The organism is Neolewinella agarilytica (assembly GCF_900110645.1).
GTDB classification, from domain to species: Bacteria; Bacteroidota; Bacteroidia; order Chitinophagales; family Saprospiraceae; genus Neolewinella; species Neolewinella agarilytica.
The window spans coordinates 257,250-277,374 of sequence record NZ_FOFB01000003.1; the positions used below are offsets into that span (position 1 = coordinate 257,250).

The window sequence follows — 20,125 nt, forward strand, 5'->3', positions numbered from 1 at the left end:
GAAAGCTTGTTGAAGGTTACTGTATATAATAGTTGTGCGTAACATGTATTTTGCCTAGCTTTCAGCTGTTTTTGAACAGTAACTTTATTTATATAAGATTTGCGGCATGGCAAAAAATAAGAAAGAACGTATCACGCTTCGTAAAGGCGAAGAAGAGATTTTGATCAATTATGAGAATCTCCGTAGTGCAGTTCTCGTTTTACGGGCTATTAATCATGAGTTAAGGCGCAATATCATTTCTCTTCTGGAAGAAGAGGAAAGAATGACCGTTACCCAGATGTACATCAAGCTTAGAATAGAGCAATCCGTTGCTTCTCAGCACCTTGCGATCCTGCGGAAGGCAGGTATTGTTCAGCCTTTCCGGGAAGGAAAGTTTATTTACTACAGCCTGGATAAAGAACGCCTGGCCCAAATTGCGCAGCTCGTGGCTGACCTGTCAGAATGACCGTTTGTTGTCTTTTGGGTACCGTTTTCTTTGTTTTTGATACCGCTTTCTTGTTTTGTTGGTATTTTTAGACCATCTTTGCAGGGTAAGGTTTCTAAAAAGAAGCCTGCAATTTTCACCCAGTTATTGATTTGGCTCTGGTTATCTGAATGCACCCTTTAGATTTTGTGACAACGCGACTTTGAGTTTTTGACCCGGGAGCCAACGAATTTTGACTAAGTCTTCCCCGATGCAGCCTTTAAATAAGCCTTTAATTCAAGAGCAGAAGCTAGAAATTTCCACCGAAGTACTACGTGCCCTCGCTCACCCCCTGCGGATGCGGATTTTGGAATTCATTGACAACAATGAGATGATCAATGTAAACCGAATCTACAGCTCCCTGGAGCTGGAGCAATCCATTACTTCTCAGCACCTCCGCATTTTGCGTCAGGCAGGCCTTGTGGAAACAGAGCGCCGGGGAAAGTTCATTCATTACCGCCTTCGGTACGGTAAACTGAGCAGTGCTATTCGTGCTATTGGAAATTTTGAGCGTGCAATTGCCAGCTAGTAAGCTCCTTTGAGGCTTGCACTTCTTTCCTTTAGCTAATCTTATTCTTCTTCCTGCGATAGCTCCTGAGGTACGGAAAGGCGGAAGTAAAAGTAAAGCAGGGTAACCACACCCATTGAAATGGCCACGTCTGCTATGTTGAATACTGGCCGGAAAAAGAGAAAAGCCTTACCACCGAAATAGGGGATCCAATCTGGATAATTCCCGTATAAAAGCGGGAAGTAGAACATGTCTACTACTCTTCCGTACAGGAATGGAGCATATCCGCCTCCTTCGGGGAATAGCTGCGCCGGGCCACTATCAAAAGAGGAAGCAGAAAATATTTTTCCGTACAGGACGCTATCAACAATGTTTCCTACAGCACCCGATAGTACTAATGCAAAACCTGCTACGAGCCAACGATCAGAATTTTCTTTCACTAACCTGATCAGGTAAAGGAGCAAGAAGCCTACGGCCGTGATTCTGAAAAGGCTCAGAAGTAATTTCCCATACTCCCCGCCAAGACGCATTCCAAAAGCCATACCGTCATTTTCCACGAAGTGAATCAGTACCCGGTCCCAGCCAAAGACCTGAATTTCTTCGCCATAGGCCATATGTGTCTTTACCCAAATCTTTACTGACTGATCAAGCAGTAACACCAAAAAGAAAATAAGGAAGACCATTTTTTTACGGCTCATAGCTTGTTTTACTGATTGAAAGGAAGGCCATTTTTATAAAGGCAGTTTCATAACGCATCTATGGCTCCTGAGATAAGGCGATCACGAGCATTTTGATGTTGGGCAAGGTAAAAAAATAAGCCTTTCCGCAGATGTGCGGAAAGGCTGTGGTATTTACATTTTCGACTTGGATCGTTTGGGCAGTAGGCCGCTAGCGGTTTTGTTTGGCGTGAATACTCAACGTTGTGTGAGGCACGATACGGAGCCGCTCTTTAGAAATCAGTTTGCCACTTACACGACAGATTCCGTATACTTTATTATCAATACGTAGTAAGGCATTTTCCAGATGCTGAACGAGTTTGCGCTGGCGGTTAGCCAGGTTGTGCATGTCTTCATTGGCCATGGAAGTCGTTCCATCATCAAGGCCACGCACTTTGCCGTCTTCGTTGCTGGCACGTTCGGCCAACTGTTGAAGATGGAAATTAAGCTGCTCTTGTGCCGCCGCTAATTTTTCAGTGATGATCGCATGGAACTCCTTTAGCTCTTCATCACTGTAGCGGGTTTGTTCTTTAGATTGCATGGATGTAGATAAATTTAAAACCTGTAAAAGTTTACCCTCTTCAATCAGGATGTGCGAATTTACGAAGTCTTATTTACGTACTAACTATTCCTTCTTGCTTTTTTACGAAGCCAAGCATAAAAAAAGGTTACTCCTCAAAAGAGAAAAATAATATTCTGAAGGGGCCGGTCTCGTGAAATTTTAAACGCTCATGCGACTAAGCTATTCCGGGATAATGGGAAGTCTGAACCACTCCCGGCTTCTGCGCAGCCAATTGCCACGGCTACACCGTTCACGAATGGTGAATGTTCTTTGCAGAACATGAAAGCCATCAATTTCTACCACCTTGTCCAGGTAATCTACCTCGAATAGCTCATTGGAAGCGCGAAGCTCCACCTGATCATAGGAGGTGAGCATGTCACCGTCCTGATCAAACACCGGCCAGGTGCCCGGAAGCTCATCGGGGAAGAATACCCGCTGAATCCGACCACTTTCTATTGGCTGGTAACGCCTGTCGGGCTCAGTCTCCTCTGGCCTGACAATGACCGCATTAGAGTTGGTGTGAAATAAAAGATGGCTCCAGCGATAGGTGGAGCCACTAGCGGGAATATGGAGAGAGAACTTATCTCCGGCTTGCAGGTAAGGGCTGTAGTAAAGGCCATCGGACCTTATTTGGTAAAAAGTGTTCCTGCCATTTACACTGATGCGTACGGCCTCCCGGGCAACAATGGGCAGAAGCCGGAAAGAAAGATAGCCAGCTGTTGGGATTTCAATACTCCAGGTTTCTACTCCCGTGCGTTCCCAGTCAAAAACAATAGAGGGGTTCTCTCCGGCTTCAATATTAGATTCTGCTAAAGGGTCTAATTCACCGCCTTCAGAGGTGCGTAGCCAGCGCGATGGAGCAAAATACCCTCCCCATTCACCAATGTCGCAAGCCAGGTCATAATATTGGTAATCGTCCGTATGCAAAGGCGATTTAACCGATTTAGAGCTTTCCTGCAGGTTCAATTGAGCAAAGAGCGACTGGCCCATTCCGAAGAACAGGAACAGACCGAGCAAAATAGCTCGGAAGGGCCACTGATTGCTTTTGTTCATAGTTATATAAAAACAGGCCTGGGGAAAGCATACAGCCTGATCGTCATGGGGTAGCACAAATATAATGAATGTGCATTAAAGATTGGGAAGCGGTGTATTTCGATGAGAAAACGGTTGAGGCGCTGCTTCGCTGCTTCTCCATCCGGAAAATAACATTTCCCGAAGCGTGAACTCTTTGTTTTGGTTATGATTGTAAGAGGTAAGTGCCCCGACATGAATCCAGGCCATCAACCTGCCTGCTTCTGCAATCAGGAGATAGGTCTGGGGATAGTGCACCCCATTTCCCTCCGTGTGTTCAGTTGCCAGCGGCAGGGCATAAGTACTTAACTATGACACCTCGCCGCCTGGAGTTTACTTCCATTGTACCCCGTTCACTGTCCGAGACCTGGGCTTTTTTCAGCCGTCCGGAAAATCTGGAAAAGCTCACACCAGAGGATGTGAAGTTTGACATTAGGTCTCCCGTTAGCGGAGTGGAGATGTACGAAGGGATGATTATCCAGTACCGTGTTAGCCCGTTTCCGGGCTTCAGTGCAGACTGGGTAACAGAAATAACTCAGATCAAGGAGTTAGATCATTTCATCGATGATCAACGCGTAGGCCCCTTTGCCCTGTGGCATCACCAGCACTTTTTCCGGGACATGGGAGATGGCAGAACGGAGATGAAAGATATTCTGCATTATCAGGCCCCCTTGGGTGTGCTGGGAACTATTGCTGACTGGGTGTTCGTCCACCGGCAGGTCAAAGGCATCTTCACCGCCCGGGAAGAGGCCATTAAGCGTCTGTTCCCGCAATAGAAAAGCATAAAGGGCGCCGGAGCGCAGGTGCAGAGAAGGGTAGGGAGCAAAGATTTCGCAACTGCCACCTTACCTTTGCTTCCCTACCAATAAGTATGGAAGCGCGAAGCCTTATTATCATTTGCTGGCTATTTCTACTGTCTGCCCCAATGGGCGCACAGGGAACACTACTCACCCCCGCCGAAGGAGGGGAGATCGTACTGGAAAACTGTGCCCGGATCAATAATCGGGAAACCCAGTTCGGGCCTGCTCTGCTAGACAACGAACTCATCTACCTGACCCGCCCTAAGCGTGGCAATATCGACCCGATAACCAAGGAAACCTACTTTAAGCTTTTCCGTGCTCCCCTTTCTCCGGACGGAAGCCCGGCCTATCCACAGCCATTTTCCGTCGAGCTCAATTCAAACTACAACGAAGGGCCGGTTTCCTTCGCCCTCGAGAACCGGGTGATCTATTTTACCCGAACACTGCAAAAAGCCGGCGCAACCCTGGAGGATGGTAGTGGAAAAACCAACCTGGGTATTTACTCCGCCTACCGGGCAGAATACGATTGGGCTGGCGTGCGCCCATTGCCCTTTAATGGAGAGAACTTCAGTAACCAACACCCCTCCGTCACGGCGGATGGCAAGCGAATTTTTTTCGCCAGCAACCGGGAAGGGGGCTACGGCGGGTACGATCTCTATTTCAGTGATTTTCGGGATGGACGCTGGAGTGAAGCCATTAACCTGGGCCCTGAAGTTAATACGGAAGCCAACGAGGCCTTTCCCTACATTCACGCCAACGGACGGCTTTTCTTTGCCAGTAAAGGGCATGGAGGCCGGGGGGGGTATGATTTGTTTATGATCGACCTGAGCGGCCGGCGCTGGGGTAAGCTTATCAATCTGCCGGAGCCGATCAATTCACCAGATGATGAAGTCGGTATCACCCTGAGCCCCGACGGAAAATTTGGCTATCTGGTCAGCAACCGTAGTGGAGGCAAAGGTCGCGATGATATATATCTGATGCGCTTCGCCCGTGGGTTCTCTTCTTTGCAGGGGCCACTCATCGACGGAGAAACCCTTACGATTTACGATGGCTCTAAAAGCCGGCGCATCGTTGGTGCCGAAGTTTGGCTTAGCCAGGTTAGCCCCGCAGGCCGGTTGCCCGCTGAGTTCTATTCCTTCCAGCGGAAAGCAGGCCAGAATGCATCTTCTTTGAACCCGATCGTAAAGCCTCTGGGCCTGTTAGCCGCTCCGGCCCTGCGCTCAGATCGGGAAGGTAGCGTCCGGCTGGAGCTCGCCGTAGGCAAAACGTACGAAATCCGGGTGTTTCGCAAAGGGTATTCCCCGGAAACGTTACGCTTCCTCTACACCGAATCAGGGCCCAGCCGCCCCCTGGTCATTACCATGCAGCCGGCTAACTGTGTGCGGGTCAGCGGGCGAATCACCTCTGTTGCCGACGGTGGAGGCATCGGAGAACTCCCCCTTCAGTTCAGGCCGGAAGGCTGCCCGATCGCCAGTGTGGCAACGATGACCGATATAACGGGCAACTACGAAATCTGCCTGCAACCAGAATGCAGTTATTTGCTCTCCGCCGGCAAAGCCGGCTACGAAACCGGAACTCTCCGCCTGGAAGCTTCTCAATTGGCAACAAATAATCATCCTCGACTGGACCTTAGCCTGAAACCCGAAGGAGGGCTCCCCAGGCGAGGAACAGAAAGTGATGGTGCAATGCTTTCCCTGAGTGACCTGAGCTTTTATGATAACACCGCGGTATTACGCGAAGAACAGTCCGGGGATATTGACTTGCTGGCCAGGCTGCTTCAAGAGCGTCCGGACATCCGCTTGCTGTTAATCGCGCACACCGATGGCCCCAAGGCTCCTCAGGCACTGATGCAACTGGGCCAGCAGCGGGCCGAAGCCCTTCGGCAGGCGCTGTTGCGCCGGGGCTTTGCCCCCGGCCGACTGAGGACGGTCTCCTACGGAAACCAATACCGCCTCAAAAAATGCAGCAATTGCACTGCGGCAGACTTCGCGGCCAACAACCGAATAGAAGCCAAGGTGATTGGATGGGAGTAGGCCTTGGTTTGAATCAAATTGTTATATTTGCGTGATTGCAAAACATATCCTTGTGTCTTAGCCGCTAGCTAACGAGCGCATGACCAAGTATTTACCACCCCCGCCTTCTTTACGGATCAAAGATCTAGGGCCAGACGAGCAGCCCCGGGAAAAATTGATGTCCCACGGAGCCCGCTCCCTGGCGGACGCAGAAATTGTGGCGATTCTGTTAGGTTCAGGCATCCGGGGAGCTTCGGCTCTGGCGGTCGCCCGCCGGCTGCTGTTGTCGGTTGATCATAATCTGGACGAGCTTGCCCGGCGGCAGGTGCAGGATTTGGTTAAAACAGCAGGGATTGGCCGGGTCAGAGCCATTCGGTTGGTCGCAGCTCTTGAGTTAGGCCGGCGGCGCGAAGCAGCGGTGTTCAGGGAAAAGCCGGTGTTGGCGAACAGCGAACAGTGCTTCCGCTATCTGCGTCCACTGCTGGCGGACCTCAACTACGAAGAATTTCATCTGCTATGTCTCAACCGGGCAAATCGATTACTGGGCAGCCACCTTATCAGCCGGGGAGGCGTCACCGGAACGGTGGCGGATGCTAAGACGATCTTTCGGGCAGCACTCTCCCATGGCAGTGTTACTTCGTTGGTGTTGGCGCATAATCACCCCAGTGGGCAGGCTTTCCCCAGTGAAGCCGATATCCGGCTTACCCGAAAGTTGGTGGCGGGGGCTCAAAACCTGGACTTGTACGTACTGGATCATCTCATCGTTGCCGGCCGGCAATACTACAGCTTTGCCGATAACGATGTCTTATATCCAGTGGAGGAGAAAGCCGGACAGGGCTAAGATGCCTCCTCTGTTTCCAGAAACAGCTAAGCCCTACCTCGTTTTTTTCGCTAAAACACCCCGGTTTAGCCATTGTAGAACCAAGTGCTTATCTTCGCGGCACAAATTGTAATCGGATCGGGAGAATTATCATTCTTCTAAGCACCCGTTACTAACAAATTGCACTATATGGCCACTACATCGGACATTAAGAACGGATTTACCTTCAAGCATAATCAGGACATCTACACCATCGTAGAGTTCCAGCACGTGAAGCCAGGCAAAGGACCTGCTTTTGTACGTACCAAATTCAAGAGCCTTTCAACGGGAAAAGTGTTAACGGAGACCTTCCCCTCCGGGCACAAGATCACCGAAGTTCGGGTGGAACGCCACAAGATGCAATTCCTTTACAAGGACGACATGGGCTACCACTTCATGAACAACGTTACCTACGAGCAGGCTACGATCGCTGATTACCTGATTGAAAACCCGGGGATGTTACGGGAAGGAGATACGGTGGAAGTACTCTACAATACGGAAGATGACAGTCCGCTAACGGTGGATCTGCCACAGTACATCGAAATGGAAATCACTTATACCGAACCTGGTGTAAAGGGAGATACGGCTACGAACACCCTCAAGCCTGCTACCGTTGAGACGGGAGCTGAGGTTCGTGTTCCGCTTTTCATTAATATCGGAGACCGCATTAAAATTGACACCCGCACCAACAGCTACGTTGAGCGCGCCAAATAATATCCATACATGACGCTGAAAGAAATCCAGGAACTGATCAAGCTTGTTGCCAAGACGGAGCTGACGGAGTTTAAGTACAAAAACGGGGATGTCAAACTGCACATTCGCGGACAGTCTTATGTAAGCGGTGGAAACCAGGGGCAAATGTCTCAGGGGCCATCTATTATCAACGTGCCAGCGGCCGCACCAGCGTACCCCGCTGCACCACCGCCCGCTGCTGTTGCCAGTCCGGCCCCTGCACCTGCGGCCGCGCCTGCTGCTGCACCGGCTGAGGATACGACGAAGTACGTTGAGGTCAAATCACCAATGATCGGTACGTTCTACCGCTCTTCTTCTCCTGATAAGGACGCCTACGTTAAGGTTGGCGATACGGTTGCCAAAGGCGACACCGTATGTATCGTGGAGGCGATGAAGCTGTTTAACGAGATCGAGTCAGAAGTAAGTGGAAAAATCGTTAAAGTGCTCGTGGAAGACGCGCAGCCCATTGAGTACGATCAGCCACTTTTCCTGGTAGATCCCTCCTAGGTAATTGCCGGCACTGGCCAGCATACTGCCAATTGGCAGGAGGAAATTCCTGCATGCTGCCACTTGACACCCATCTTTTCAAGTAATACTTCACCGATCGATATCTGCCGTTGGCGGACCTAATTCGGTCGTCTGATAAAAAGCCACCCATATGGCTGAGAAGTTTAAGAAAATCCTGATCGCCAACCGCGGCGAAATTGCCCTCCGTATTATTCGTACCTGCCAGGAAATGGGCATTAAAACGGTGGCTATTTATTCCACGGCTGACCGTGAGAGTCTCCATGTAAGGTTTGCCGACGAAGCCGTCTGCATTGGCCCACCGGCTTCTGCAGACAGTTACCTCAGCATTCCCAAAATCATGGCGGCCGTAGAAATTACGAACGCTGATGCCGTTCACCCCGGCTATGGATTCTTGTCAGAGAATGCAGATTTCGCCGAGGTGTGTTCTGAATATGGCATCAAATTTATCGGCCCGGCTCCCGAGCATATCCGGAAAATGGGCGATAAAATCACGGCCAAGGATACCATGATCAAGGCCAACGTTCCCGTTGTCCCTGGAGACGGAGAATTGTTGAAAAGCGTTGAAGACGGCCTCAAACAAGCCGAAGAAATGGGCTACCCGGTAATGATCAAAGCCACCGCTGGTGGCGGCGGTAAGGGGATGCGCAAGATTGAATCCGCTGAAGATTTTCAGAGCGGATGGGACAGCGCCCGTGCGGAAGCGAAAGCCGCTTTTGGTAATGACGGGATGTACATGGAGAAGTTCGTCACGGAACCCCGTCACATTGAGGTTCAGATTATCGGCGACCAGCACGGGAAGGTTATTCACCTTTCTGAGCGGGATTGTTCCGTACAGCGCCGCCACCAGAAACTGTTGGAGGAGTGCCCCAGCCCTTTCATGACGGATGATCTCCGCGAACGGATGGGACAGGCTGCCATCGCTGCGGGCATGGCCATTGGCTACGAAGGCGTTGGAACCGTTGAGTTCCTGGTAGACGCTGACCGTAATTTCTACTTCATGGAGATGAATACCCGAATCCAGGTAGAGCACCCCGTTACCGAAGAGGTAATCGGGTATGATCTCATCAAGGAACAAATCCGGGTGGCCTACGGAGAGAAACTCTCCGGCGAAAACTACTACCCGACGGCCCACGCCATCGAATGCCGGATTAACGCCGAGGACCCCTGGAATAATTTCCGCCCCAGCCCGGGGCCAATTACCAGTTTCCACAGCTCAAAGGGACTTGGAGTGCGCGTAGATACGCACGTGTACGCCGGTTACACCATCGTACCTTACTACGACAGTATGATCGCCAAGCTCATCGTCCGCGCCCCGACCCGGGAGGAAGCCATCACGAAAATGGAACGTGCGCTTAACGAGTTCATCATTGAAGGCGTGAAAACCACCGTTCCTTTCCACCAGTGGCTGATGAAGCAACAGGATTTCCGGGACGGTAACTTTGACACCGGCTGGTTGGGCCAGCAGGAACTGCCAGAAGGCTAAAAAGACTGAACTATTTGGCTGACCAATTCTTTATATTAAGTAATGTCAGGTCAACACTATTCTCAACTCTACCGTCAGCTGCGCGAGGTCGATCCGAAGGATTACCAACGCATCATTCGCATGTATGAGGAACGGGAACGTGAGATTGGCCTGCTTGACGTCGTTGAGCACTTCGAACTCACAGTTTCCTACGTGGATGCGCTCTTTGAAACAGGCGCCTACCGTCAGCATTTGTTAATGGTAGAGCCGGTCATTGCCGCCAGCATCACGCACAATTTTCGGGAAGCCCCCGGAGTAGAAGGTGAGGTCTTTCAACACCTGCTCTTTAAGAAGGCCGTGAGCTGTTTTCGCCTCCGGCAATATCCAGAGGCGATACACATTAGCCAGGAACTGATCCGGATTGACCCGGATCGGGAGCTCTACCCACGCTTTTTGCGAGCCTCACTATTCAAGGCTCAATCGGGCGTTCTGCAGTTGGGCCGGGGAGCGTTCATCTTCTGTATCCTGCTGGCAGCGGCGATTATTACTTTTGACCTGCTGTTTGTCCACGCATTTTATCCAACCTACGTCAGCCTGATGCAAAGCCTTACGGTGATTGCCTTTTTGACCGGGCTATTGCTTTTAGCGGGGGCTTATTTATGGGCCTGGTACCGGGCAAACCGGCGGGCAGCCGGATTTCGGAGCAAAGAAGGGAACAAATGAGCAGGATTTGCACTACTATTGAGGTAGTTTTACCCAACCAATTACATTAAGCGCTTCCCAATAAGTGCTCACCCAACAAAAACATCTATCAATGACTAAACCAACTTTAGTAATCCTTGCCGCCGGAATGGGAAGCCGTTATGGCGGCCTCAAACAGATTGACGGCGTTGGTCCCAGCGAAGAGGGCATCATCGAATATTCCATCTATGACGCCATTCGGGCCGGATTTGGTAAGGTTGTCTTCGTAATCCGCAAAGACATCGAAGCTCCCTTCCGGGAAAAATTCGACGGAAAATTCGGAGACAAAATCGAAGTGGCCTACGCTTTTCAGGGCATGGATAGTTTTGTGCCTGCCGACGTAGACTACAGCAAACGGGAAAAACCCTGGGGAACCACCCACGCCATGTTGGTGGCTAAGGACGTTTGCAATGAACCTTTCGCCGTCATCAATGCGGACGATTACTACGGCGTAAAGGGATTTCAGCAAATGGCTTCCTTCCTCGTGGCCGAAGCAGCCCCGGATACTTTTGCGATGTGCGGCTACGTACTGCACCGGACGCTGTCTGACCACGGTACCGTTAACCGTGGGGTTGCCGTTGTAGCCGAAGATTTTCTGCTAAAGGACGTCAATGAACGGCTGAAGATCACCCGTGGAGAAGACAAAAAGGTCTCTTACCTCGGAGAAGACGGTCACCGCTACGAATTGGCTGATGACGACGTAGTCTCGATGAACTTCTGGGGCTTCCACCCGTCCATTTTCGATACCATCGAAAAGGGCTTCGCGGAGTTTGCCCGCGCTAACACGGAGAACCCGCGTGCGGAATACCTGATACCCGAACTCATTGACGGGATGATCAAAGACGGTTCTGCTAAAGTGAAAGTTCTCGTTACCGACGATAAGTGGTACGGCGTAACCTACCAGGAAGACAAGCCTAAAGTACAGGAAGCTTTTGCTATGCTCGTGGCTGAAAATACTTATCCGACGCCGCTCTTCTCTTAGGAGGGGATCAGGTATTAGTGGATTAAAAAACTCCGCACTTTCTCTTAGGAAGGTGCGGAGTTTTTTTTGCGCAGAATACTTCGGCAGGCTCAGTGGGAGCCGCAGGCGCGAGGAAAGTTAGGGGACAGCGTTAATATCCTACCGAAGATCTCTTGGGTCCACGACAGATCCTCCTTCGCTCCGGCCGCCAATGCTGTAAGCTACCACCATTTCCACACTGCCTGACTGAGTAGTGTTCAAATCACTCAGGCCAATGTCATAAGCCAGGCACATGGACAGGTGTTCAGAGAGGTAAAGGCCAAATAGCGCACTCGCACTTTCCCCTAAGCCATTCCCCCCCAGGCGGTAGGAGGCACCAACGAAGAGGTTATCCCCAACGTGAGCCGTCAGGTTGAGATCAGCGTCAAAGGGAGCCCCGTTCACGTATTTGGCCAGGAGCTGTGGCTCCAGCGTAAGTTTCTCGCTGAGCGGAAATTTAAACCCGCCCATAAAATAAAAATGCCGGGCCTCCCGGGAGATAATAGTCTCTTCGTCTCCCAGGTCAATATTATTCTCCAGAAGGCGGGGTACACTGATGCCTACATAATAAGCCGGCCCGTCGATGTAAACGCCAGCACCGAAATTAGGAACCACCTTGGATTCTCCGACACCGGGAATTGCCTGGTCGACGCCGCCTCCCTGAATGGGATTCGCGTTCTGATACTCAATGTTGAAGTAGCGGGCAGAGGCCGAAACCCCTAAGCCGAGCCGGGTCCCCCGGCCAATCGGGAAACGGTAGGCATAACTGCCTTCCACATTATACTGCTGTTCCAGCCCGATGGTTATCCGGCTCAGACGAGCGCCCACGCCCGTCCCGCTGGAGGTTATTGGCGTGTTGAAGGTAGCAATCTGGCTGCTGGGCGCATCGTCCAGACCAAGCCACTGCTGACGAAAAACCGCCTGCACGTTAGCCGATTCAACCGCCCCGGCAAAAGCAGGGTTAAAGCCCAGTTTATTGTACATAAACTGGGTGTACTGTGCATCCTGCTGGGCAAGAAGACCAAAGGAGAGTAATAAACTCAGAGAGAGGAGAAGGTTTAATCTTTTCTTCATGACCATTAGCGTTCGATTCTGACGTCGCCGGATTCACGCTCACGTGAACCGCCAAAATCAATGATGTAGAAATAGGTGGCGACCGGCAGAGGGCTTCCCTGGTAGGTACCGTCCCAGTCGTTGTTGTAGGGTTTGTCGCTTCGGTAGACCTCGTCTCCCCACTGGTTATAGATCGTTACCTGACTTTCGGGGAATTCCCCACTGTCCAGTAAGCAGGGCACGACGAAGTTGTCGTTCATGCCATCATTGTTCGGCGTGAAGATGTTTGGAGGTGTACAGTCCACATCTTTACCGACCTGGATGAATGCGGTGGCGGAAGCCGTAGGACAGCCTTCACTGCTCACTTCATAGTCAAGTTCAATCTCCCCCACAAAATTGGCCGGAGCCTGGAAGGTGAAACTACCGTCTCCATTGTCCGTCAGCATGCCGGACCCTACATCCGGGAAGCTAATGACGGACCCTTCCGGGTTTTCGTCGTTAACGGAAGGTGTAAAGGTGACGCTACCCTGAAAGGAAGCCTCCAGCTCATCGTCCCGCGGGCGTGGTGGCTCAGCGAATACAATCGTTACGGTATCCCGTGAGCGGTCACCACAGAAGCCTGCATCGGTTTCCCAGACAAAGTGGTTTTCGCCTTCCTGAAGGTTGCTTACCGTTGAGCTCGGGTTGTCCGGTTCGGCTATGATTGTCTGGTCATTGAGGGCCGTCCAGCGGCCGACAGAGCCCTGAGTCGGGGTGTCAGCGGCCAGCGTGAACGTGCGGTTTGGATTACAGGCAACAGCGTCCGGGCCCGCAAAGGGAGAAGGGTCACTAACGTTGACCAGCACATTGTCCATTTTTACGCCACAATTACTCGTTACCGTCCAGGTAAAAGAGTAGGTATTGTCGGGTTGTAAGCCACTTAGGGTCGTATTCGGATTCGTTGGCTCGTCAATAACGACGCCGAGAATCTGCTGCGCAAGTCCCTGCGTCCACTCACCACCGCTACCCACCATGGCGACGGGAGTTGCATTCAGGCGGAATTCTTCACCCGCACAGGCGATCAGGTTTTCCCCGGCTTCAGCCTCTTCTCCATCCGTGACGGTCAGCGTCAGGGTGTCAGAGGAGTAATCAATACAGCTGCCATTAGACAGCGTCCAGGCAAATTGGTAAGGACCACCAAATTGGGTCAAACCAGAGACCGCCGTAATGCGGGAACCCGGATTCGCAATGCTGATATCACCCGTTCCTTGCACCAGCGTCCAGCGCCCACTTCCGGACGAAAACGGACCTGCTTCGAGTAAGTACAGACCTTCACAGATAACCGAGTCGCGCCCGGCGTCTGCGGCCTGATCGATAACCTCGTCCAGGCGAACTGTAATGGGTGCCGATAGCGCGCTCTCACAGCCATCAAGCACCGACCTGACCTGAAAGTCAAATAAACCACCTCCGGCAAACAAACCAAAGTCGGTAATTTCCAGATCAAGGCTTTCCGTCGGGGGGCCTACGGAGACCTGTCCGTTTTGAATGAACCATTCGTAGTTCGCTCCTTCGGTCGTTGTATTGGGGTTTACGCGGAGCAGCAGGACGGCGTCAGGGTCGCTGATGCAAAAGGGAGAAATGGGCTGAGCGACGGGAACGCCCGGCGTGGGGTTGACGTCAATATCAACGAACATGGTGTCGGAGCTACAGCCGTTTAGCGTTGCTACAACACTGTAGCGGCCAGCGTGAACGGAAGCATCTGCATTAACGATCGTTGGGTTTGCCAGGCTCGAGCTGAAGTTGTTTGGCCCGCGCCAGGAATAGGTAGCGCCACTAATGTCAGTAGCCTGGAAGTTGATCTCCTGGCCAGTACAGGCCGGATCGTTAGCCATGGCTACGATCTCAGGGAAGGGCGTAACGGTAATCATTCGCCCCTCTGAAGGCAGCGAAGTACAACCTCCACGAATAACCCGAACGGTAAACACACCGGTCAGCGTCGGGTCGGCATCTGGTAAACTCAATGAATTACCCGAAGAAGGGATGTTTGTACCATCGGGAAGTTGCCACAGATAGGTGACGCCAGGGCCAAAGTCGTTTGTTTGCAGCACGAGCTCCTCTCCGCCACAAATAGAAGTCACGCCCGATGGCGTGAAGGGAGTAACGGGCGCTGCCGGCGCAAAGTTAAACTCAACGGGCATCGAGAAGGTGTTCGAGGAACAGCCCGCTTCGTTCATTATCGTGAGCGTATAAGTGCCATTTGAAGCCAGGCTAACGTTAGGGATTTCGAAAACGGCCTCTGAGCTGGTGCCTTCCGGCCCTGACCAGGCGTAGGTGTAATCAGCTCCGTCGTTGAGTAATGGCCGTACGTTGGCCATCAGGCTAACGGGTTCTCCTCCGTTCAGGCAGTTGGCCGACGAAATGGAGAAAGAGTCGATCCGGATACCGGGAAGAATGGAAACCTCTATGGAGTCTTTGCTGATACAACCTGCAGGAGAGGTTACTTCCAGAACATACATGCCGTTGTTGCTAAGGTTGACATCCGGAATGACCGGAGCAATGCCGGTCATTTCAAAACCATCAGGCCCCGTCCATCGGTAGCTGCTTCCGGGTATATCACTGCTGCCCTGAAGCACGAGGTCATTACCCGTACAGACAGGGTCGGGGAGAGTCATGGCCGTAGCCACGGGGCTTTGGTTCAGTGTAATGGAAACGGGAGGACTCGGGCGAGAGAGACATTCATTCCGTTGGATGCTCACCGTCCAGTTTCCGGCAACGGCCTCGGTCACCGGAGCGATTCGGATCGTAGCGGATGCCGATTCAATCATCTGTCCGGAGGGGCCCTGGTAAAGGTAAGCCAGCCCCGTCGCGTCCGATGCCGTTAAGGTCAGCGTGTCGGACCCACAAATTCTATTGTTGTTGGCCGTCAGCGTCACGGGGGCATCGGCGGCCACCACGTTCAGTTGAACGGTGTCCTCCTGGCTGAAACAGCCACCTGAACGGACGGTGCGGAGATAGTACTCTCCGGCATCTTCGAGTGCTAAATCCGAGAGAACTACCTCCCGACCATTGGCCATGAAGTTGTTCGGACCTGTCCAAACGTACGCTACATCTGCTTCCGGCTGGGCACGAAGCGTGACGGAGGTAAACTCACAAGCCATCAGAACGTCATCACTTACAGTGGCCGAAGGCTGCGTAGTCGTGCCAACGCTTACAACATTGGAAGGAGGGGAGGCACAGCCATTCACGTAGGCAATGGCGTAAAAGGTGCCACTGTTCTCTCCGTCGGTAAACGCGGCACTGAAGGTTGCGGTATTACTGCTGCCCAGTAAAGTGCCCGCGCCGGGCTGACCCCGGAACCATTCATAACGAACATCTCCGGCATAAGTGCTCACCGATGTGAGCGGTGCTTCTCCACCAATACAAACCCGAAGGGGGGCTTCGATCACGGGGGCGGAGGGAATGTTTCCGATGGCAACATTTACGATGCCTTCGGCTTCACATCCCGTAAGCCCGCGAATAACGACCCGGTAAGCTCCATCATTGGCGGGGGTAGCCCCGGGAATGATGGGGTTTTGCTGTGTGCTGATGAGGTTCCCGGCCGGAGCAAACCATCGGAAGGTGTAAAGGGTCTGGCCAGGACTGGCAACAGTTGGCGGGTTGGCAAACAGCCGAAGCGTATCGCCTCCACATACCGAGGTCGTAGCGGTAGGTTCTGGTGGCAGGGGAGCAATGCTGATAATGGTCGTACAAGAGTCTGTATTACCCGAAGCATCTTCCAGCCGGAGTGTCACTGAGGCGGTCTCTCCGTATTGCGCACAGATAAATTCATTGGGGCTTACCGTTGAGCTTACGATAGCGCAGTTGTCCGTACTTCCGGCATCAACCAGCGCAGGGTCAAGGGTAACCGGAGACTGGCCGGAGGGATCAATAAAAACGGTCGTAGGCTGGCAGCGGGCAACGGGAGCGGTAGTGTCCCGAACGGTGACGGCAATTGTACAGGTGTCTGCATTACCGCTGGGGTCCGTTACGATGTAGGAGAAATTGGTGACGCCCTGGTTAAAGGTCAGCCGTGCCAGTGGGTTAGCGGTGGAAGTAGCGGTTCTTGGCGTGGTGGTGGCTCCTTCCGTGTAGTAGTCAGGGAAGAGCGTCCGGTAGCTTACCCGGACCCAGGCGCGGGAAATACCATCATGGTCTCCTTCGCTGGTTACCGCAGCAGCATCGCAGGGAATGAGGCCCTCCCCGGGTTGACCCGGAGGAACCGTAACGGGGCGCGGACGCAGGTTCAGAGACAGGCTGCCGTCAGCGTTCGCCAGTGCCAGGAAGCGGGAGGCGGCGAGCTTAAGCAACAGGCTGCCCCGGTTGTCACAAGTAGCAGAGCCGGGGGCCGTGGAGCCCAGCGTGCTGCCATCCGGCAGCAACACGTCAAGTATTGCGGACTGGTTGTCGAATGCCCCCCTGAAGAAGACTTCAATGTCAACACTATCTACTAATGACCCCGGGGCCTCGCTCAACGTTAAGGAGATGGGGCCTGCCTGCAGGCTGTTCAGGTTAGGGTCAGTGAAGAAAGGAAAGAGTCGGTCCTGATCCAGAGCCGGCACTTCCTCCGTAAATACGGTGTAGGGCTCACAGTTGTCAGTCACTTCAACGGGCAAAGGCACCGTAAGCGTTACCTGACAGCTGTCATCAGCAACGACCATATCAATTGGTGCGGGGCAGGTTACCACCGGGGGCTCCCGGTCCTCTACCGTGATGGTAAAAAGACATTCGTCCGTATTGCCACCACAGTCCGTTGCCCGATAGGTGATTTGATGAAGGCCGAGATCCAGGTTAGCGATCAGTGTATCAATCGGGTCAATTACTGTGAAACCGTTGCCATCAATGTCGATATCGTAAACGATCTCCGTAAGCCGGCGAACGGGCTGTACAAGATGTATCAGCGCTCTGCTCCCGCCGCTACAGAGGTTGTTGATGGCAAAGGTGCCAGGCTGGCCTTCCGGAATGTTAGGTTCTAGCGTAAAGGTGATGACTCCGTCAGTAGCGTACTTGTTGAACAGGAAAGGGGATAAGGTATCCGTAGTAACTACCGTTCCGCACTGTACGGTGCCCTGGGCGGTGGTGCCCAGTAGCTCACCGTCTTCACCGTAGATAAAGAAGAACTCATCTTCGCCTTCGGTGTCCGAATTTTCCAGGGTGATGGTGAAAATACCACGGGAATGAGCGTTGACCGGTAGCTCCGCATCAATGGGCATGTTGAAGACCAGGGCATCAACGGGAACGGAGCCCAGTTCTGCCTGATTCATGGCTGCGCTGGTCAGAACCGCCGTGTCCCGGAGCATCAGCTGGAAAGGCAGGCCATCAGAGCAGAGGTCCTGAATGACCGGAGGGGCTAGTGCTACGACCGCCGAGCAAGTGCCCGGGTCCGTTGGAACAACCCGGCTTTCAGGGCAGAAAAACAGGTTGATCGGGATCTCGTCGATCTGCAGGTACTCAACAGTGGCAATATTGGTGTTGCCGCATTGGTCCGAAACGATTACGTCAACGGCCAGCCGGCGGACGGTACCATCTGCTTCGGCACAGTTAAGCGCCGGGAATGCGGGGAAGTTATTCGTGCCAGACTCCACGATGCTGACCGTAAGGTCATCATCCGCAGTACAGCCATCCGTGAAACGAGCACCGGCCAGGTCGCCCAGCCATTCGTTGAACCGTTGTTCCTGGCTCGTCAACCCGGAACCGGTATTACAGGTAACTACCAGATCTGCCGGAGCAGTGGTGAATACAGGTGGGGTAGTGTCCGTCACCGTAAGCATTTGGGTGAAGAACACATCATTTTCACAATCATCGAAGATGCGCCAGCGACGTTCTACGGTGAAGTTTCCCGGGCAGTCGCCCGGGGTAATTTCGTCAACGAAGGACAGGTTGACGGTTTCATCACAGATGTCATCCAGATTGAACGGTCGACCGGTGATATCGGTATTTTCGTAGTTGGCACAGCTAACGTCAACTTCAGCAACAGGTGCCGTGTAGGTGGGGTCCAGCTCATCACGAACCCGGATGAGTTGCTGACGAACCCGACTATTGCCACAGCGGTCGGTTACCCGCCAGGTTCGGCGGACGTTGAAGTTGTCTCCACAGATAGCGTCACTAATGATGTCATCCGTGAAGGTAACATCAAGGCTGTCAGTAGGCGTGCAGTTATCCGTCAGGTCGGTAGGCTGGCCCGTTAGCTCCAAGTCGAAGGGGTCCTGGGTGCAATCAAGATTAACGTTGCCGGGGCGCTGAAAATCGGGGGGCGTTCCGTCCCGGACCTCGATGACACTGAGAACGGAACTCATGTTTCCGCAGGCATCAGTTGCCATGTAGCTACGGGTAACATCATAATCGTATTCGCGGCAGCTGCCATCCATTATCTGGGTGCTGCTTTCGGAGAACATCAGGCTCGGAATGGTGTCACAGTCTTCCAGACTAACTGTAGGAGCGGCGGGAAAAAGGTCTTCACAGCTGATGCGTATGGTGTCATTCGTAACGCCGATAATGACCGGCCCAACGGTGTCAACGGTATAATAACTGAAACCAACCGTCGCTGTCCGTCCGCAAAGATCCGTCACTTCAAAGATCACGTCAAGGCGATCATTACAGTCAAAACCCGAGAGACTGTCCGGAGCATCGTCTGAAATAGCCACAATGGGGGCACAGCCAGGGCGGCTGGCAGCCGCTACGGCAATGCGTCGATCTCCCAGCCAACGGTCGTAGCTGTCGGGGTCGCCGGCTTGATTAACGGATCGGCAGTCTACCGTGTCACTGACAGCTGGCAGGAGGTTACCCACAATGGAAGGGCCGCTGTTATCATCAGCGGGGCCGAAAGTAATGACCTGCATTTCTGTAGCGGTGCCCGACACATCCGTCACCGTCCAGGTTCTGTCAACGCTGCCACCAGTACAAGGAGCATTCGGAGCAGAAACTACATCAACGGGAAAAACGGGAATGGTGTCGAGAACACCCGATTGAAGCAGGACGACGGCCCGCAGGCGACCGCCTGGGGTAACATCCGTGAAACATCCGACGGTCTGATCCGGCGGTGCTGAATCAAGGAAGAAGGGAGTGATCTGAGCCGATAGATTACTGGAGGAGATGCCCATCAGTAAAAAACAGGTCAGCAGTGATAAACGCCACGCCTGGGGCGTGATGATAAAAGTACGGTTCATACCGTTCAGGAGATTAATGGGACAGGACAAGAAATAAGGAGATATGGTAAGCCCGGCCTACGGGCTTACAGCCACCGCGGAAGGCGGGGCGAGGAAATAGTCATTTGGGATTGTTACTTAAAATCGGTTATACTACGTGACCATTTGAATGGCCACATTCGTATGGCAAATATACGCAACTATGACAGACTCGATTGGTGCGGGATAAACTGCTTGCGTATCACGAGATGCACAATTAATGAAAATACTCCTCCTTTCCAATTGGTCAGTCCGGTCGGCGGCTTCGGGCTAAGTCGCCGGCTGGCTCGCAGGGATAGCGTAGGCCATCCACCGGCAGGTTAGAGAAGACACAGGCTGACAGCTGGCGAGAATATATTCTCCTTCCATTGCTTTTATAAGCTCTTCCCCTGCACCTGCGGGCCCCGCTAAAAAAAACG

General features: G+C 52.7%; 15 protein-coding genes. 10 read left to right on the plus strand and 5 right to left on the minus strand.

Annotated elements, in window-relative coordinates; genetic code table 11:
• Positions 1-106: 106 nt before the first annotated feature.
• Positions 107-445 carry an ArsR/SmtB family transcription factor gene (locus tag BM123_RS04460; protein WP_090165708.1) on the plus strand — a complete coding sequence of 113 codons (339 nt, stop codon included), beginning with the start codon at positions 107-109 and terminating at the stop codon, positions 443-445.
• Between the two features lie 229 nt (positions 446-674).
• Complete coding sequence (locus BM123_RS04465; RefSeq protein ID WP_090165710.1) at positions 675-992, plus strand: ArsR/SmtB family transcription factor; 318 nt, start codon at positions 675-677, stop codon at positions 990-992.
• A 41-nt stretch (positions 993-1,033) separates the two neighbouring features.
• Here the strand turns inward: BM123_RS04465 and BM123_RS04470 are convergent, their stop codons facing one another.
• The 3 genes from BM123_RS04470 to BM123_RS04480 form a co-directional block, all read right to left on the minus strand.
• Complete coding sequence (locus tag BM123_RS04470) at positions 1,034-1,669, minus strand: lipoprotein signal peptidase (RefSeq protein WP_090165712.1); 636 nt, start codon at positions 1,667-1,669, stop codon at positions 1,034-1,036.
• Positions 1,670-1,859: 190 nt separating this feature from the next.
• A complete protein-coding gene (locus tag BM123_RS04475) occupies positions 1,860-2,228 on the minus strand; it encodes a TraR/DksA family transcriptional regulator (RefSeq protein WP_090165714.1) in 369 nt (122 codons plus the stop codon).
• Between the two features lie 201 nt (positions 2,229-2,429).
• Positions 2,430-3,302, minus strand: a complete 873-nt coding sequence (locus BM123_RS04480; protein ID WP_090165715.1) for a hypothetical protein — start codon at positions 3,300-3,302, stop codon at positions 2,430-2,432.
• 329 nt (positions 3,303-3,631) lie between these two features.
• On the opposite strand from BM123_RS04480, the gene BM123_RS04485 reads away from it, so the two are divergent.
• The 8 genes from BM123_RS04485 to BM123_RS04520 all read left to right on the plus strand — a co-directional run bounded on the left by BM123_RS04485 (position 3,632) and on the right by BM123_RS04520 (position 11,436).
• Positions 3,632-4,096, plus strand: a complete 465-nt coding sequence (locus BM123_RS04485) for an SRPBCC family protein (RefSeq protein ID WP_090165717.1) — start codon at positions 3,632-3,634, stop codon at positions 4,094-4,096.
• A 95-nt stretch (positions 4,097-4,191) separates the two neighbouring features.
• A complete protein-coding gene (locus tag BM123_RS04490; protein WP_090165720.1) occupies positions 4,192-6,153 on the plus strand; it encodes an OmpA family protein in 1,962 nt (653 codons plus the stop codon).
• 79 nt (positions 6,154-6,232) lie between these two features.
• Complete coding sequence (gene radC, locus BM123_RS04495; protein WP_090165722.1) at positions 6,233-6,973, plus strand: RadC family protein; 741 nt, start codon at positions 6,233-6,235, stop codon at positions 6,971-6,973.
• A gap of 168 nt (positions 6,974-7,141) precedes the next feature.
• Positions 7,142-7,705, plus strand: coding sequence for an elongation factor P (gene efp, locus BM123_RS04500; protein WP_090165725.1), 564 nt, complete (start codon positions 7,142-7,144; stop codon positions 7,703-7,705).
• Between the two features lie 9 nt (positions 7,706-7,714).
• On the plus strand, positions 7,715-8,230 hold the full coding sequence (gene accB / locus BM123_RS04505) for an acetyl-CoA carboxylase biotin carboxyl carrier protein (RefSeq protein ID WP_090165727.1): 516 nt from the start codon (positions 7,715-7,717) through the stop codon (positions 8,228-8,230).
• 151 nt (positions 8,231-8,381) lie between these two features.
• Positions 8,382-9,734, plus strand: a complete 1,353-nt coding sequence (accC, locus tag BM123_RS04510; RefSeq protein WP_090165729.1) for an acetyl-CoA carboxylase biotin carboxylase subunit — start codon at positions 8,382-8,384, stop codon at positions 9,732-9,734.
• Positions 9,735-9,776: 42 nt separating this feature from the next.
• Positions 9,777-10,436 (plus strand): hypothetical protein, encoded by a 660-nt coding sequence (locus BM123_RS04515; protein WP_090165731.1) that lies wholly within the window; start codon positions 9,777-9,779, stop codon positions 10,434-10,436.
• 91 nt (positions 10,437-10,527) lie between these two features.
• Complete coding sequence (locus tag BM123_RS04520) at positions 10,528-11,436, plus strand: nucleotidyltransferase family protein (protein ID WP_090165734.1); 909 nt, start codon at positions 10,528-10,530, stop codon at positions 11,434-11,436.
• A 138-nt stretch (positions 11,437-11,574) separates the two neighbouring features.
• Here BM123_RS04520 and BM123_RS04525 read toward each other — a convergent pair whose 3' ends face one another.
• Complete coding sequence (locus BM123_RS04525; protein ID WP_090165783.1) at positions 11,575-12,528, minus strand: PorP/SprF family type IX secretion system membrane protein; 954 nt, start codon at positions 12,526-12,528, stop codon at positions 11,575-11,577.
• A gap of 5 nt (positions 12,529-12,533) precedes the next feature.
• Positions 12,534-19,688, minus strand: coding sequence for a T9SS type B sorting domain-containing protein (locus BM123_RS04530; protein ID WP_090165736.1), 7,155 nt, complete (start codon positions 19,686-19,688; stop codon positions 12,534-12,536).
• Positions 19,689-20,125 lie beyond the last annotated feature (437 nt).

Coding starts and splice junctions, on each gene's coding strand:
- BM123_RS04460 (WP_090165708.1), top strand. CDS start 107: ATGGCAAAAAATAAGAAAGAACGTATCACGCTTCGTAAAGGCGAAGAA.
- BM123_RS04465 (WP_090165710.1), top strand. CDS start 675: ATGCAGCCTTTAAATAAGCCTTTAATTCAAGAGCAGAAGCTAGAAATT.
- BM123_RS04470 (WP_090165712.1), bottom strand. CDS start 1,669: ATGAGCCGTAAAAAAATGGTCTTCCTTATTTTCTTTTTGGTGTTACTG.
- BM123_RS04475 (WP_090165714.1), bottom strand. CDS start 2,228: ATGCAATCTAAAGAACAAACCCGCTACAGTGATGAAGAGCTAAAGGAG.
- BM123_RS04480 (WP_090165715.1), bottom strand. CDS start 3,302: ATGAACAAAAGCAATCAGTGGCCCTTCCGAGCTATTTTGCTCGGTCTG.
- BM123_RS04485 (WP_090165717.1), top strand. CDS start 3,632: ATGACACCTCGCCGCCTGGAGTTTACTTCCATTGTACCCCGTTCACTG.
- BM123_RS04490 (WP_090165720.1), top strand. CDS start 4,192: ATGGAAGCGCGAAGCCTTATTATCATTTGCTGGCTATTTCTACTGTCT.
- radC (WP_090165722.1), top strand. CDS start 6,233: ATGACCAAGTATTTACCACCCCCGCCTTCTTTACGGATCAAAGATCTA.
- efp (WP_090165725.1), top strand. CDS start 7,142: ATGGCCACTACATCGGACATTAAGAACGGATTTACCTTCAAGCATAAT.
- accB (WP_090165727.1), top strand. CDS start 7,715: ATGACGCTGAAAGAAATCCAGGAACTGATCAAGCTTGTTGCCAAGACG.
- accC (WP_090165729.1), top strand. CDS start 8,382: ATGGCTGAGAAGTTTAAGAAAATCCTGATCGCCAACCGCGGCGAAATT.
- BM123_RS04515 (WP_090165731.1), top strand. CDS start 9,777: ATGTCAGGTCAACACTATTCTCAACTCTACCGTCAGCTGCGCGAGGTC.
- BM123_RS04520 (WP_090165734.1), top strand. CDS start 10,528: ATGACTAAACCAACTTTAGTAATCCTTGCCGCCGGAATGGGAAGCCGT.
- BM123_RS04525 (WP_090165783.1), bottom strand. CDS start 12,528: ATGAAGAAAAGATTAAACCTTCTCCTCTCTCTGAGTTTATTACTCTCC.
- BM123_RS04530 (WP_090165736.1), bottom strand. CDS start 19,688: ATGAACCGTACTTTTATCATCACGCCCCAGGCGTGGCGTTTATCACTG.